Source organism: Qipengyuania sp. SM2512 (assembly GCF_054954005.1).
In genome coordinates, this window is record NZ_CM143134.1 from 865370 (window position 1) to 879692 (window position 14323).

At 64.3% G+C, this 14323-nt stretch carries 13 protein-coding genes; 11 read left to right on the plus strand and 2 right to left on the minus strand.

Annotated elements, in window-relative coordinates; genetic code table 11:
• Positions 1–52 precede the first annotated feature (52 nt).
• The 7 genes from putA to ACQ5J0_RS04515 all read left to right on the plus strand — a co-directional run bounded on the left by putA (position 53) and on the right by ACQ5J0_RS04515 (position 10651).
• Entirely contained in the window at positions 53–3199 is a 3147-nt protein-coding gene (gene putA / locus ACQ5J0_RS04485; protein ID WP_462569323.1) for a bifunctional proline dehydrogenase/L-glutamate gamma-semialdehyde dehydrogenase PutA, read from the plus strand.
• Between the two features lie 61 nt (positions 3200–3260).
• Complete coding sequence (locus tag ACQ5J0_RS04490) at positions 3261–3788, plus strand: hypothetical protein (protein ID WP_462569324.1); 528 nt, start codon at positions 3261–3263, stop codon at positions 3786–3788.
• A gap of 56 nt (positions 3789–3844) precedes the next feature.
• A complete protein-coding gene (gene dcd / locus ACQ5J0_RS04495; protein WP_454598319.1) occupies positions 3845–4399 on the plus strand; it encodes a dCTP deaminase in 555 nt (184 codons plus the stop codon).
• Positions 4400–4703: 304 nt separating this feature from the next.
• On the plus strand, positions 4704–5885 hold the full coding sequence (locus ACQ5J0_RS04500; protein WP_462569325.1) for a saccharopine dehydrogenase family protein: 1182 nt from the start codon (positions 4704–4706) through the stop codon (positions 5883–5885).
• Positions 5886–6170: 285 nt separating this feature from the next.
• Positions 6171–9356: a DUF5906 domain-containing protein gene (locus ACQ5J0_RS04505; RefSeq protein WP_462569326.1), complete on the plus strand. Its 3186-nt coding sequence runs from the start codon at positions 6171–6173 to the stop codon at positions 9354–9356.
• A 564-nt stretch (positions 9357–9920) separates the two neighbouring features.
• The gene (locus ACQ5J0_RS04510; protein WP_462569327.1) at positions 9921–10166 is read left to right on the plus strand and encodes a hypothetical protein; all 246 of its coding nucleotides are present in this window, start codon (positions 9921–9923) and stop codon (positions 10164–10166) included.
• Positions 10163–10651 (plus strand): hypothetical protein, encoded by a 489-nt coding sequence (locus tag ACQ5J0_RS04515; RefSeq protein ID WP_462569328.1) that lies wholly within the window; start codon positions 10163–10165, stop codon positions 10649–10651. The genes ACQ5J0_RS04510 and ACQ5J0_RS04515 overlap by 4 nt, the downstream gene beginning before the upstream one ends.
• A 321-nt stretch (positions 10652–10972) precedes the next feature.
• On the opposite strand, the gene ACQ5J0_RS04520 is transcribed toward ACQ5J0_RS04515, so the two are convergent.
• Positions 10973–11284 carry a hypothetical protein gene (locus tag ACQ5J0_RS04520; RefSeq protein ID WP_462569329.1) on the minus strand — a complete coding sequence of 104 codons (312 nt, stop codon included), beginning with the start codon at positions 11282–11284 and terminating at the stop codon, positions 10973–10975.
• Between ACQ5J0_RS04520 and ACQ5J0_RS04525 the strand changes: the two genes are divergently transcribed.
• Positions 11285–11740: a DUF5655 domain-containing protein gene (locus ACQ5J0_RS04525; RefSeq protein ID WP_462569330.1), complete on the plus strand. Its 456-nt coding sequence runs from the start codon at positions 11285–11287 to the stop codon at positions 11738–11740.
• Positions 11737–12081, plus strand: coding sequence for a hypothetical protein (locus ACQ5J0_RS04530; protein WP_462569331.1), 345 nt, complete (start codon positions 11737–11739; stop codon positions 12079–12081). Before ACQ5J0_RS04525 ends, ACQ5J0_RS04530 begins: the two co-directional genes overlap by 4 nt.
• A 458-nt stretch (positions 12082–12539) precedes the next feature.
• Here the strand turns inward: ACQ5J0_RS04530 and ACQ5J0_RS04535 are convergent, their stop codons facing one another.
• Entirely contained in the window at positions 12540–12929 is a 390-nt protein-coding gene (locus ACQ5J0_RS04535) for a helix-turn-helix domain-containing protein (protein WP_462569332.1), read from the minus strand.
• Between the two features lie 138 nt (positions 12930–13067).
• Between ACQ5J0_RS04535 and ACQ5J0_RS04540 the strand changes: the two genes are divergently transcribed.
• Both ACQ5J0_RS04540 and ACQ5J0_RS04545 read left to right on the plus strand, forming a co-directional pair.
• Positions 13068–13514 carry a hypothetical protein gene (locus tag ACQ5J0_RS04540; protein ID WP_462569333.1) on the plus strand — a complete coding sequence of 149 codons (447 nt, stop codon included), beginning with the start codon at positions 13068–13070 and terminating at the stop codon, positions 13512–13514.
• 47 nt (positions 13515–13561) lie between these two features.
• Positions 13562–14029, plus strand: a complete 468-nt coding sequence (locus tag ACQ5J0_RS04545) for a hypothetical protein (protein ID WP_462569334.1) — start codon at positions 13562–13564, stop codon at positions 14027–14029.
• Positions 14030–14323 lie beyond the last annotated feature (294 nt).

Sequence of the window (14323 nt, forward strand, 5' to 3'; positions counted from 1 at the left end):
CCGCCCGTTGTCGCAACCACCGTCGCAAATCGAACCTCCGAGTCCCCTCCCCATGGCCCGAAACGATCCCACCACCTCCCTCGACCGCCAGTCCATTCGGCTCGCCTATCGCCAGGAAGAGGAGGAGTGCGTCGCGGAACGGTTGACGCAGGCCCGGCCGGTCGCAGCTCTGCACCATGAGGCGCAGTCGCTCGCGATCACGCTGGTCGAGGGCGCGCGGCGCCAGAAGGCCAGCGGCATCGATGCCTTCCTGCACCAGTTCGGCCTCGCCACCGAGGAAGGCATTGCGCTGATGTGCCTTGCCGAGGCGCTGCTGCGCGTGCCCGACAGCCGCACCGCCGATGCGCTGATCCGCGACAAGATCGGCGATATCGATTGGTCGGACCATCTGGGCGAGTCGAGCTCGACCTTCGTCAACGCCGCGACCTTCTCGCTGATGCTGACCGGCGAAGTGCTCGAAAGGCCGCAGGAGCAGCAGCGCGGCATGGCGCGCACCTTCAAGAACACCCTGAACCGGCTGGGCGAACCCGTGATCCGCACCGCGACGCTGCAGGCAATGCGCATTCTGGGCGGCCAATTCGTGTTCGGGCGGACGATGAACGAAGCGCTCAAGCGCGCCGCGCCCGAGCGCGCGCGCGGGCTCACGCACAGCTTCGACATGCTGGGCGAAGCGGCGATGACCTATGCCGATGCCGACCGCTACCGCGTGGCCTATGAAGGCGCGATCGAACGGCTGGCGAAGGAGGCCGGTGCCGGCGTCCACGGCTCGCCGGGCATCTCGGTCAAGCTCTCCGCGCTCTACCCCAAATACGACTTCTTCCACCGCGATGCTGCGACCGCGGCGCTGGTGCCGATCCTGCGCGATCTCGCCGGCAAGGCGCGCGACGCCGACATCCACTTCACCATCGATGCCGAGGAAGCCGAACGGCTCGAACTCTCGCTCGATATCCTCGAGGCGCTGGTCGCCGACGACACGCTGTTCGCCAATGGCACCGCCGGCGGCTGGACCGGTTTCGGGCTGGCGATCCAGGCCTATCAGAAGCGCGCGCTGCCGCTGTGCGACTGGACCGCCAAGCTCGCGCGGCGCCATGGACGGCAGCTGTTCGTCCGGCTGGTCAAGGGCGCCTATTGGGATACCGAGATCAAGCTGAGCCAGGTCGGCGGCTACAAGGATTTCCCGGTCTTCACCCGCAAACTGGCCACCGATGTGTCCTATCTCGCCTGCGCCGAGCGGCTGCTGGCGGCGGGCGATGCGCTCTACCCCGCCTTCGCCACGCATAACGCCTATACGGTCGGCGCGATCAAGGCGCTCGCCCGCAGCCATTCGCGCGAGGGAAGTTTCGAGTTCCAGCGCCTCCACGGCATGGGCGAGGACGTCTATGGCGCGCTCGCCAAGCAAGAGGGCAACGCCCGGACTCCGGTGCGGATTTATGCGCCCGTCGGTAGCCACAAGGACCTGCTCGCCTATCTGGTGCGCCGCCTGCTCGAGAACGGCGCCAATTCCAGCTTCGTCAACCGCATGGCCGATGCCGGCGTGCCCGCCGGCGATCTCGCGACCGACCCGGTGGCCGAGCTCGCCGCGCTGGAGCCCAAGCGCAATCCCGACATTCCGCTCCCGGGCCACATCTTCCCCGACCGCATCAACAGCGCCGGGGTCGATCTGGGCGACCCGCTGGTGCGCGAACCGCTGATCGAACGGCTCGACAAATTGCGCGCGCGCCGCTGGCACGCCGAGCCGACCTTTGTATTCGAGGACCAGGAAGGCGAGGTTGCGCCCATTACCAAGCCGCACGATCTCACCATCGAGGTCGGCACGCGGCGCGATGCCCTGCCCGAAGAGGTGGAGCAGGCTATCCGGATCGCCGATGCGGTCCAGCCGGGCTGGAATGCGCTGGGCGGCGAAAAGCGCGCGCTGCTGCTCGAGGAAGCGGCGGACCTGTTCGAGCAGCACACCGACGAGTTCCTCTCGCTGTGCCAGCGCGAAGCGGGCAAGACGCTCCCCGATGCGGTGCTGGAACTGCGCGAAGCGGTCGATTTCCTGCGCTTCTATGCCGGCGAGGCGCGGCGGATGTTCTCCGGCTCCTTCGCGCTGCCGGGACCGACGGGCGAAGAGAACCGGCTGACCATGGCGGGGCGCGGCGTCTTCGCCACGATCTCGCCCTGGAACTTCCCGCTCGCGATCTTCATCGGCCCCGCCGCCGCCGCGCTGGCCGCGGGCAATTCCGTGGTCGCCAAGCCCGCAGAACAGACCCCGCTGATCGCCGCGCTGGCGGTCAATCTGTGCCACCGCGCGGGCATCCCGCGCGAGGTGTTCCAGCTGCTTCCCGGAGCGGGCGAGGTCGGCCAGTTCATCACCTCCGACCCGCGCATCGCCGGCGTATCCTTCACCGGATCGACCGAGACCGCGCATGCGATCAACCGCTCGCTCGCCGCGCGCGACGGACCCATCGCCACCTTCATCGCCGAAACCGGCGGGCAGAACGCGATGATCGTCGACAGCTCGGCGCTGCCCGAACAGGTGACCCGCGACGTCGTCGCCTCGGCCTTTCAGAGCGCGGGCCAGCGCTGCTCGGCGCTGCGGATGCTCTATATCCAGGACGAGGTCTTCGACGAGATGGTGACCATGATCCGCGGTGCCTTCGAGGCGCTGGTGATCGGCGATCCCGCAGAGCTCGCGACCGATGTCGGCCCGGTGATCGATCCCGATGCCAAGGCCGCGCTCGAACGCCATGTCGCGCGGCGGCGCAAGAACGGCCGCACCGTGTGGCGGCGCAAGCTCCCGCGCGGCGTCGCCAACGGCTGCTTCGTCGCCCCGACGATCATCGAGCTGGAATCGATCTCCGACCTGCGGCGCGAGAATTTCGGCCCGGTGCTGCATGTCGCGCGGTTCAAGGCGAACGAGCTCGAAAAGGTGGTCGATGACATCAACGCCACCGGATACGGGCTGACGCTGGGCCTCCACAGCCGGATCGAGACGACGCGGCAATTCGTCGAGGCGCGGGCGCGGGTCGGCAATTTCTACGTCAACCGCAACCAGATCGGCGCGGTGGTGGAAAGCCAGCCCTTTGGCGGCGAAGGCCTGTCGGGCACCGGACCCAAGGCGGGCGGGCCGCATTACGTCGCGCGCTTCGCCACCGAACGGGTGGTCTGCATCGACACCACTGCGGCGGGCGGCAACGCCAGCCTGCTTGCCCAGTAGGCCTCGCCCCGGCGGGAGTTTTCATTGAAGGTTCAAGCGGGTGTGGGCTAGGAGGCGCCCCATGGGACGTCTCTTCCAGCTTGCACTCGCGCTCGCCGCCCTCGTCTGGTCTGCCGCCGCGGCGGCGGAAGTTCGGGTGACCTTCCACAGCTTCGACGGCTCGGTGCTGTTCGGCCGGTACCCGCACGCCTTCGTATCATTGGAAGGCGAACTGGAAGACGGGACCCCGATCAGGGAAAACTACGGCTTCTCCGCCAAGAGCGCGTCGCCCGCCGTGCTGGCGGGACCGGTCGAGCACGTCATCCTGGTCGAGAAGGACAAGTGGATCGACCGGACCAATCAGCATTTCACGCTGACCGTCGATGACGCAAAATACTGGGCGATCCGCAAGGAGGTCGCGCGCTGGCGCGATGCGCCGGGGAAATATTACGACCTCGCCACGCGCAATTGCATCCATTTCGTCGGCGCGATCGCGCAGATCGTCGGGGTGCGGGTGACCTATCCGCAGGACATGCTGCGTCGGCCCAAGAAATGGCTCAATCACATCACCGGCCGCAATCCGCAGCTGCGCGCGCCGCAGATCGACTAGGGATAAGCGCAGGCCCGAGGCTTGCGCGCCGCGACCGGGTGAAGGATCGTCGGGCGATGGCGATTCTCTCCGACAAATGGATCCGCTCCAAGGCGCAGGCCGAGGGAATGATAGAACCCTTCACCGAGGCGCAGCGGCGCGACGGCTGCATTTCCTACGGACTGAGCTCCTACGGCTACGACGCGCGCGTCGCCGACGAGTTCAAGATCTTCACCAATGTCGATTCGACCATCGTCGATCCCAAGCAATTCGACCCGCGCAGTTTCGTCGATCGCCAGACCGATGTCTGCATCATTCCGCCCAACAGCTTCGCGCTCGCCCGCACGGTGGAATATTTCCGCGTCCCCGAGGACGTGCTGGTGATCTGCCTGGGCAAATCGACCTATGCGCGATGCGGGATCATCGTGAACGTCACTCCGCTCGAGCCGGGCTGGGAAGGCCATGTGACGCTCGAGTTCTCCAACACCACCCCGCTGCCCGCCAAGATCTACGCCAACGAGGGCGCGTGCCAGTTCCTGTTCCTGCAGGGCAACGAACGCTGCGAGACCAGCTACCGCGACCGCGCCGGCAAATATATGGGCCAGCGCGGGGTCACGCTGCCCAAGCTGTAGACCGGGGCTCGGGTCCAAAGTTTAGCAAACTTTAGGCCTATCCCTGGATCGGGATGGCATAGACCAGACTCTCGTCCTCCCCTCCCCGCGGGGAGGGGTTGGGGGTGGGGGAGCGCGCCGCAGGCGCGCGTCCTAGCCATCGGCGTGGTACACCCCCACCCGGCCTCCCCCTCAAGGGGGAGGAGGAAGATGGCTCAATCCAAAAACACCATGATCCAGATCAGAATGGCGCAAACCCGCGCTGACGCTGCGGCTTTGACTCCGACTCCCTGCGAGCGCATTCTGCGCGCAACAGGAGAACGCCATGACCAAAGCCACCGCCGAATTCGATATCATTGTCTATGGAGCCACCGGCTATACCGGACGGCTGGTGGCAGAGCATTTCGTGCGCGAGTATGGCACCGGTCCCGAGGCGCCGAAATGGGCGATGGCGGGCCGCAGCCTGTCCAAGCTGGAAGAGGTGCGCGACGAGATCGGCGCGCCCGCCGCGACCCCGCTGATCGTCGCCGATGCCGAGAACGAGGCCGAGCTGATCGCCATGTGCGAGCGCACCCGCGTCGTGCTCACCACGGTCGGACCCTATCAGATCCATGGCGACGCGCTGGTCGCGGCCTGCGTGAAGACCGGCACCGACTATGCCGATCTGTGCGGCGAACCCGCCTGGATGCGCGAGCAGATCGACCTCCATCACGAGGCGGCCAAGGCCAGCGGCGCGCGGATCTGTTTCTCCTCGGGCTTCGATTCGATCCCCTTCGATCTGGGCGTGCTGATGCTGCAGGAGCATGCGCTGGCGACCCGCGGGAAGCCCGCCCCGCGCATCCGCGGGCGGGTCCGCTCGATGAACGGCACCTTCTCGGGCGGCACCGCGGCCAGCCTGACCGCGACGATGAAGGCCGCCGCGACCAATCCGAAGATCATCGGCCTGCTGCGCTCGCCCTTCGCGCTCACCCCGGGTTTTGAGGGTCCCGACCAGCCCTCGGGCATGGTGCCGCATTACGAGGAGGATCTGGGCAAATGGGCCGCGCCTTTCGTGATGGCGGCGATCAACACCAAGAACGTCCACCGCACCAATTTCCTGCTCGGCCACCGCTATGGCGAGGATTTCCGCTACGACGAGATGGTGCTCACCAGCCCGGGCGAGGCGGGGAAGAAAGCCGCCGATGCGATGGTCGCGCTGCTCAAGAACCCCTTCGGCGCCAAACCGCCCAAGCCCGGCGAAGGCCCTACGCCCGAGGAACGCGAGAGCGGCTCCTACGACGTGCTGCTGGTGGGCGATTTTTCCGACGGGACCTCGATCCGCTACGGGGTGAAGGGCCGCTACGATCCGGGCTATGGCTCGACCAGCCGGATGATCGCCGAAACCGGCATGGCGCTGCTCGAAAACTCCGGCGAAGGCGGTGTGGGAACACCGGGTTCGTTCCTGGGCAAGAAGCTGGTCGAACGGCTCGAGAGCCGTGCCGCGCTGACCTTCGCTGTGGAGAGCTGAACCGGGTAGGCTCGGTCCCGAGTTCGATCTCGACCCGGGGCCGGACCACACCCGGATCGGGCTGGTCTCCGGCTAGTCAATGGAGCGGGCGAGGCGATTCGAACGCCCGACCCCAACCTTGGCAAGGATCGCCTCCGGGGTCTCGCCAAGTTTCTCCGCATCTCTCCCGGTTGGAAAACCCTCGACTTCACAGCCACTTGAGCGCTATCCGCCGTAGCGGGAGGTAGCGGAAGGTCTCTTGCGGACCCGTTTGCGTTACCTTATCGGTTACCTTGGAGACGGGCAATGGCAGACACAATCACCTACAGGCAAGAGACGAAGCGCCTTGCGAATATGGACCTCAAGCGCATCGACCCGCCAAAGGCGGGCGAGCACCTCGAGATACGCGACACGGCCTGCGATGGCCTCCGGCTCCGGGTCACCTCGAAGGGGAACAAGAGTTGGTGCGTCGTGTACCGTGTCGCCGGGGCCGGTCCCGTGGGCAAGCGCGGACGGCCCGGGAAAGGCAAGACCCGGCGCTACACCCTTGAGGAGCCCTTCAAGTCCTACCGCGATGCCCGGAAGCTGGCGCTCGAAGTCCTCGAGGCCGCCGCCAACGGTGATGATTTTGCCGAGCAACGGAAGGAGGAGGCCTCCGGCCGGTCCGCCCGCTCGGTCGAGGCGCTGATAGATCGCTTCATTGACGAGTACGCGAAGCGCAAGGGCCGGGAGGACCTCGCCCGCAACTGGCTCGAGAAGCCCGAGCTCGAGAAGTGGCACGGCCGGGAACTGGCGAGCATCTCCCGCGCCGACATTCACGCGCTGCTGGACGATGTCGGCGGGAAGCGCGGCCGGGCGGCCGTGATCGAGATGCGCAAGCACCTGAGCAAGCTCTTCCATTGGGCAATCGACCGGGAGCTGATCCAGTCCAACCCAATCACGCGGCTCGACCGGGACGAGGTATATGTCGAGCGGGAGCGGGTCCTGTCGCTCGAGGAGCTCCGCCTGATATGGGACGCCTGCGCGGACGGGGACAAGGACAAGAACCTCGGCTATCCCTTCGGTCCAATGTACCGGATGCTCATCCTCACCGACCAGCGCCGGGCCGAGATCGGGGAAATGGAACGCGGCTGGCGGAAGGAGGTCAAGCTCGACATGGATGACGAGGAGACCGTTCCCGCTGTCATCGTGCCACCCTCGAAGCACAAGAGCCGCCGGGGCCACACCTTCTATCTCTCGCCCCCTGCCGTCGCCATCCTCGACAGCCTCCCGGACCTCGGGGGCAAGTTCCTGTTCTCTTCGACCGCTGGCAAGACGCCGGTGAGCGGGTACTCGAAGGGCAAGGCCCGGCTCGACCGCATCCTCGCCCAGCGCGCGGAGGAGGAGGGGCTCGAGCCACTCGAGCATTGGACGCCGCACGACATTCGCCGGTCGGTCGCCACCAGCATGGCCGAGATGGGCGTCCCCGGTGCGGAGCGATATAACGAACAGATTGCGCTCACGCTCAACGAGCAGCACGAACGCGCTTTCCCGGACCGCCCCCTCTTCAAGGCCGATAACTGCCAAGACTGTTCCCGGGTGATGCGCCTTGCCGGGACGATCAACCAGCCCAACAAGAAGAAGCGGGATGCTGGACGAGTGCCGGTCCTTGCCTCGATAATCGAGCGGCATGATGACCGGGTCTATGGCTTGGGCGAGTTCACCGCCGCGCCACCTAGGAATGCCGCTCCGACAACCGGACAGGCGAGGGTACAGCTCGAGGGCGCGCCACCCCGCCTGCGTGACCTAGACGAGCTCCCCGAGGCCGTGACCAACCGGACCCGAATGCTCATTGTTCAGGGCGATGACCCCGAAGACGCGCAACGGTACAATTCGCGCTCGGAGGTCACCTTTGCGGTCTGCTGCGAGCTCGTCCGCGCCGGATGCAGCAACGAACAGATCGCCGCCGTGCTGCTGGACCCGGACTTCGGAATATCGGGCCACACCCTCGCCCAGAAGGGCGGACATTTAGCGTATGCCGCTCGCCAGATTGAACGGGCGCGGGCCGAGGTCGAGGAGCCGATGCTCGCCCGACTGAATGCGGACCATGCGGTGATCATGTCCTACGGCAACGCCTGTCGCGTCGTCTCTTGGCAGCCGAGCGAGGTGGACCCCAATCGACAGGAGATGGTCGTCCAATCCTTCACTGACTTCAAGAACCGCTACCTGAATGTCCGCGTCCAGACAGGCAAGACCAAGGAGGGCAACCCCACCTACACCCCCGCCGGGAAGTGGTGGCTCGAGCATCCCCTCCGGCGTCAGTATCGCAGTGTCGTGTTCCGGCCGAACGAGGAGGTTGACGACCGGCTCGAGTACAACATCTGGCGCGGCCTCGCCATCCAGCCGCGCGCGGGCGAATGGCCCCTGTTACGAGAATTGATCGAGGACGTTCTCGCTGCCGGAGATCGCGACGGGGCCGAGTACCTCTTGCGATGGGCGGCATATGCGGTGCAGCGCCCCGAACGGCGGGCGGAGGTGGCGCTAGTCCTTCGGGGCGGCAAGGGGACCGGCAAGAGCACCTTCGGCCGCCTTATGAGCCGGATATTCGGCCAGCACGGCACGACCATCGCCAGCTCGCACACGATGACCTCCAACTTCAACAAGCCGCTGCACGATTGCTGCCTGTTGTTCGCGGACGAGGCACTGGCGCGCGGTGAGAGCAAGGCCGAGGGCATCATCAAAAGCCTGATCACCGAGCCGAACATCATGATCGAGCCGAAGGGCGTAGACCCCTTCCCGTCGCGCAACCGGCTCAAGGTCATCATCGCATCGAATGACGAGTGGGTTGTCTCCGCCAGCGCGGACGAGCGCCGCTTCGCCGTGTTCAACGTGTCGCCCGACAAGGCCTTCCCGCCGGGAAGCCCCGAGACTGACGAACGGGTGCAGTGGTGGGTCGCTCTGAACAAGGAGATCGACAACGGCGGCCTCGAGGCCTTCCTGCATGACCTGTTGGCGATGGACCTCGGCAACTGGCATCCGCGTCTCGACGTGCCGCAGACGGTCGCCTTGCGTGAACAGAAGATCAAGACGCTGAAGCCGATGGAGGAATGGCTGCTGGACGTGATCGAGGCGGGGATTATCCCCGGGCAGTCACCGAACGGGGCCGAGCTCAACGTCCGCGCATCAAATGGCCGAGACCGGCGCGACGGGCGGCCGGGGCCGCAGGACACCAGCGAGCGCGATAGGCGCGACGGGTATGCTGGGCTCTATGACCTGTTGCGGCAATCCAGTCCCGCGCTTCGCAATGTGTCCGATGCTCGTCTCGGGGCCTTCCTCCGGGAGTGGGGCTTCGAGAATTACAAGCACCAGCAGGCGGGCGACTATTGGCGCGGCTGGGTATTCCCACCGCTTGCCGACCTCCGCAAGCGGTGGCGCAAGGCCTTCGGCGCGTGGGACTTCGATGAGCCCGAGGACGGCTCGGAGGCGACGTGGGCGAATGCCGCACCGTACTGATCCCGGGCAAGACGGGTCCGCAGACGGGTTAGCGCTGCCCGAAACCACGCGTTTCTTGGACCGCAGACGGGTTAGACGGCTAGACGGGTCGCGCGGCAATTCAGCGCGAAAGGGAGCCCAAGAGGAGGCTCGGAGGCGGAGGTCTCGCTTATTCTCTAAACCTCTCTCTAACCCGTCTAACCCGTCTAAGCCGTCTGCCGCCAGTATTTCTGTGGCTCTCCAGCAGACGGGTCGAGGCTCCGCAGACGGGTCGAGCCGTCTTGTTGGGCATTTGTCTGGGCGATGTGGTCTGCCGCCCGCCGTTGCCGCCGTTTGGCCCCGCGCGCGCGGGCGCGAGATCGGCCCCAATGCCATCGACCCTAACCTAGGGGAGGATCGGGCCCCCACGCCGTCGCGCCACCGTTCCTTGGGCCTTTCGCTGCATCACCATTTGCCAAGGTAACCGGCAAGGTCTCCCGGCCGCCGGGCAGCACCGTACGGCATTCGCATAATCGCCAGCGCGGGGGCCTTCCTGCCATCTACTCCACGCACCACCAATCGGCGGTGAGGAAAAGGAGACTGAAGATGAAGATCAGGACCGTGACCGCAGCTGAGTGGCTGCGCGAGAAGAAGCGCAACCATCCCAGTGACGAGGACGTTGCCGAGGTGCTAGCCGAGATTGGCTGGTTGATGGAGCATATCGACCACTCCGTTCTGATCGAGGACGTGCGGATTCAACAGGCCCTTGATGCTGTGCTCTTCGCGGTCGAGCCTTGGTATGAGGCGGACCGCACCGCGCTATTCGAGCAACACGTAGGGGCGGCGGCATGACACGGGGCGAGGAGATCGCCGCGCCCGGCGGCCAGCCAACCCCGCTCTCGCCCGATGAATGGAGCGCGCGAATGGACGAGGAGGCTGCCCGCGAGGCGGCCGCCCGCCATGGCTGCTTCGATGATTGGGGTTACGCGGATGTCGAACACCTGATCGAGGAGCTCGAGACCGGCATGGCGCGTGATGACGCCACGCACGGGCAACCGTGCTCCTTTGAGGGAAGCGGCGGAGCGGCCATCGCGTTCCGCACCGCACGCCTGTTCGTGGAGCAGGGCGACTACCCTTGGGCCGTGCCTGATGTGCTGGCGCAGATCGCCGCGCTGACTCGATACGCGCTCGATCAGATGCTTTGGCGCCGCGCGGATTGGCCAGAAAACATTGACCAGATGTACGACACCGAACATCGACCCGCCGCCCTCGCCCTGTTGGCCATCGAAGAGGCAACCAAGGCCTTCGCCACGCCCGCGCCGCAATCGGCGGAATGAAGCGCCTAACCTCCTCGAGGTCCAGGCGGCCGGGGCCTTCGTCCACGTTTCGATGGCCCCGGCATCACCGCGCGCAGTTCGAGGTCACCCGCAAGGGCTCCGGCCGCCGATACGGTACGCCTTGTGCGCGCCGCGCCCGGCACTGGTGGATCCAAATAGCTGGTGGTAGGCAGAGTGCTTCATTACGACATTCGAAAATGTCAGGGGGCATATGTGACAAAGGGCTATGTAAAACCGGAACGTCTGTTGTTGCGGACACATCCCGAATATTCAGAAAAGTGGGTTCAACAGCTCATCGCCGACGACCCGTCCATTATAGGCCTAGGCGATCTCGTCCTTCGAGATCAGGAACGCATACACCCTCGCGCGGGCCGTCTTGATCTGCTGCTGCAAGATGCCGATACCAAGCGTCGCTACGAGGTCGAGTTGCAGCTTTGATCGACGGACGAGGCGCATATCATCCGCACCATAGAATACTGGGATATAGAGCGGAAGCGGTATCCCCAATACGACCACTGCGCCGTTATCGTCGCTGAAGACATTACAAGCCGGTTCTTGAACGTCATATCGCTGTTCAACGGTACGATACCCCTTATTGCGATCCAGATGCAGGCTTTGCGTATCGGTGAGCATGTGACCCTCGTGTTTACGACCGTTATGGACGAAATGTCGCGCGGTCTTGTCGATGAGGACGAAGATGCGGAGGCCGCGCCGACCGACAGAGCATATTGGGAAAAGCGCGCGACGAAGGGAACGGTTACGCTCGCGGATGATCTGCTCGGCATTGTCCGGCAGTTCGACCCATCTCTCGAATTGAAGTACAACAAATTTTACATAGGTTTGTCTCGCGACGGCCAGCCGTACAATTTTGTTACGTTTCGCCCGAAGAAGAGCCATCTCAATCTCGACGTGAAGCTGCCGCAAACAGAGGAATTCGACGCGAAGATCGAAGAGGCTGGAATTGAGACGCTCGAATACAACAAGCGGTGGAGCACCTACCGCCTTCGCCTGACCAAGGAACAGGTCAAGAGCAAGGTCGATCTTCTGCGCGAGTTGATGCAACTTGCCTATGAAAGGCGGGCATCGTGAAAGCCGCCTTACCAATTCTCCTCATCGTGGCGGTCGGGGCTTGTGCTGATAGTGGAGCATCCGAAGCTGAGGAGATCGTTCGTGCCACGTTGAGCGACCCTGAATCAGCACAGTTTGAAGACGTCGCCACGAGCGCGGCAAATCCCGATGTCGTCTGCGGGCTTGTCAACTCGAAGAACAGGATGGGCGGCTATGCAGGCAACAAACGCTTCATCGTAACGCTTAGCCGTAAGCAAGCACAGATTGACCCGGGGGTGGCACTCTCACCTGCCGCACGCGAGATGTTCGGAGGCGTAGTCGATTCAGTCGCCTTCGACCGGCTGTACAGGGAGAGCTGCTAAATCCGGGATGTCACTCGGGTTTCCGAGTCGGTGCCACGCCTCTTCGAAGTCGGGCAATGCGTACACTTTTGGCTCCAGCCAGTGCGACACTTGCCCACTCGCGTTTACATTCCGAACTGCAAGCCGCCGTACTTCCTCGAGAGTCAGGATATAACAGGTGGGCGAGATCGAGTTGGCATTCAGCGTAACGATCCACCAAGGGGAGCGGAGGTTATCGAGCGAGCTACCCAGCGGAACGGCCGAGCGCTTCGACAGGGCCTTCGACTGTATGGGCAGGACGGTGGCCTCGTCGTCGCTGGCGGCATAGAGGTCCGCGCCTCGCGCATTCCGCACCGTAGGCATGACGTGCCATCCGCGCCGGGATAGCTCCCGTGCGACGTGGTACAGGCCGGAGTTCCCGGTCAGTTGATGGCGCAATCTGTTTCCCCTTCGTGTTGCCGAATCGTCGCCACCAGGGCTTAGTCGCCGTAGTCGAGCGTGATCCGCACCTTAGAGGCAGGCAAGCCAGCCGCGTGAGCTATAGCTTCACGTGAGCCGCTGATTAAGTCCGCCAGCGACACCGGAGCGTCCGGATCGCGCGAGTTGCGATCATCATTGGCGGCCACCGCCTCGACCACTTCCTCTCCCTCGAGCAGGTGCTCGGCCGATACGTCTAATGCCTTTGCCAATCGGGTCAGGCTTCCCGGACGGGGATGCGTGTTGCCTTCCTCCCAATTCCAAACACAGGTCCCGGAAACCCCAACCTCACGGCCGAGATCGGCTAGGGTCCATCCCTTTTGCGAGCGTTCCCACGCGACACGCTTGCCGAAACCCTCTCTTCCCTTCGTCAGTCGCGGTCTAATTGGCATTGCTGGTCTCCTTGATTCGATAGAGACATCCTAACATCGGCGCAAGTTGCGTCAACAATATTTAACACTTTTCATCACATTTTAATTTATCAACGCTTCGCCGTTCGTTCCGTTGGCTTCGCCAGCTATCGTTCGGCCATGAAATTGACCGACCGCCGCAAGAAAGCCTTTCTGAGCGAGCTCCGCCTGCACGGCATCCTCGTCCGGGCCGCCCGAGCCGCCAGCCCGCGCGCCAGCGGACGGTACGGCGCGGTGCAGACATTTAAGGACGAGCGGGACCGGGACCCCGAATTTGCCGCACAGTGGCAAGAAGCGGTCGAGGCTGCCGAGGCCAGCATCGAACACGAGCTGTACCGCCGCGCGCAGGAAGGCTGGGAGGAGCCCATCTTCGGAGGCCGCCACAAGGAGAAGATCGTCGGCACCGTCCGCAAGTATTCGGACCGCCTGCTCGAGCTGCGCGCCCGGGCGATGCTCCCTGCATACCGTGAAACCACCACCGTCGCGGCAAGACAGTGGAGGCGATTAAGGAGCTTTGCAGGCGATGCCTTCAACTCATCGTCCTATCCCATGACGAGTATTTCCTGAGAGACGTCGAGAGGCTGTGCGGGAACGCCACCAAGGCGTCCTACCATATGGAGTACAGCGACGGGGACGAGTGGACAGCCGCGAAGCACGTGCGCCTGACGGACCTTTGCCGCTCGGATCACTCCAAGCGCCTCGACAAGCTCCTTGCTTACGCCGATGACCGGCAGGGCGACCCGGACGACATCGTTCTTCACGTCCGGCAGGTGATCGAAACGCACTTCCGGCGCTCATACACTGCTTATTTCCCGCACAACCGGAACCTCGGCCAGATGGTGTGGGACATTGACCATCACGTGGGCACGCATCCTTGCGACGGGGTGCGTGATCGTATGGATGCGCTCAACTCCGCAACCTGTGAAAATCACCACGGGGACGATGCGGACGTGATGCCCAAAAAGGGCGTCGATCCTGACGAATTGAAGGTGATTGTCACGGATGCATTGGAGTTGATTGGCGCGCGCCGTACGGCCGGGGCGGCCGTGCCCGTGGCCGCAAGCGGTGCCGCGCCCGCTTGAGCTTCACCGGCAATACCCACGCGTTAGCGTTGGCACGAGAACCCCCGAGCGATCGCCCCCTGATGGGGCGGTTTACCGCTAAAGTCATCTAAGCACTTAAGAATGTTGGCGCGCCCGACGGGACTCGAACCTGTGGTCTCTGCCTCCGATGGAGCGACCCTTCGAAAGAGAGGGCCTGCCCAATCGACTGGTACCACGGGTACGCGGGTGCAGATGCAAGTCGGTTCAAGCCGGGATAACTCTAGGCAGCTATTGCCGTTTGGTGACTGAAGAGCGATAGTGACCTAGGTCATC

What these genes read in the sequence shown, in the direction of transcription:
- ACQ5J0_RS04490 (WP_462569324.1), top strand. Translation starts at nt 3,261, where the DNA reads ATGGGACGTCTCTTCCAGCTTGCACTCGCGCTCGCCGCCCTCGTCTGG.
- ACQ5J0_RS04500 (WP_462569325.1), top strand. Translation starts at nt 4,704, where the DNA reads ATGACCAAAGCCACCGCCGAATTCGATATCATTGTCTATGGAGCCACC.
- ACQ5J0_RS04520 (WP_462569329.1), bottom strand. Translation starts at nt 11,284, where the DNA reads ATGCTCACCGATACGCAAAGCCTGCATCTGGATCGCAATAAGGGGTAT.
- ACQ5J0_RS04505 (WP_462569326.1), top strand. Translation starts at nt 6,171, where the DNA reads ATGGCAGACACAATCACCTACAGGCAAGAGACGAAGCGCCTTGCGAAT.
- putA (WP_462569323.1), top strand. Translation starts at nt 53, where the DNA reads ATGGCCCGAAACGATCCCACCACCTCCCTCGACCGCCAGTCCATTCGG.
- ACQ5J0_RS04535 (WP_462569332.1), bottom strand. Translation starts at nt 12,929, where the DNA reads ATGCCAATTAGACCGCGACTGACGAAGGGAAGAGAGGGTTTCGGCAAG.
- ACQ5J0_RS04545 (WP_462569334.1), top strand. Translation starts at nt 13,562, where the DNA reads ATGGAGTACAGCGACGGGGACGAGTGGACAGCCGCGAAGCACGTGCGC.
- ACQ5J0_RS04540 (WP_462569333.1), top strand. Translation starts at nt 13,068, where the DNA reads ATGAAATTGACCGACCGCCGCAAGAAAGCCTTTCTGAGCGAGCTCCGC.
- ACQ5J0_RS04510 (WP_462569327.1), top strand. Translation starts at nt 9,921, where the DNA reads ATGAAGATCAGGACCGTGACCGCAGCTGAGTGGCTGCGCGAGAAGAAG.
- ACQ5J0_RS04515 (WP_462569328.1), top strand. Translation starts at nt 10,163, where the DNA reads ATGACACGGGGCGAGGAGATCGCCGCGCCCGGCGGCCAGCCAACCCCG.
- dcd (WP_454598319.1), top strand. Translation starts at nt 3,845, where the DNA reads ATGGCGATTCTCTCCGACAAATGGATCCGCTCCAAGGCGCAGGCCGAG.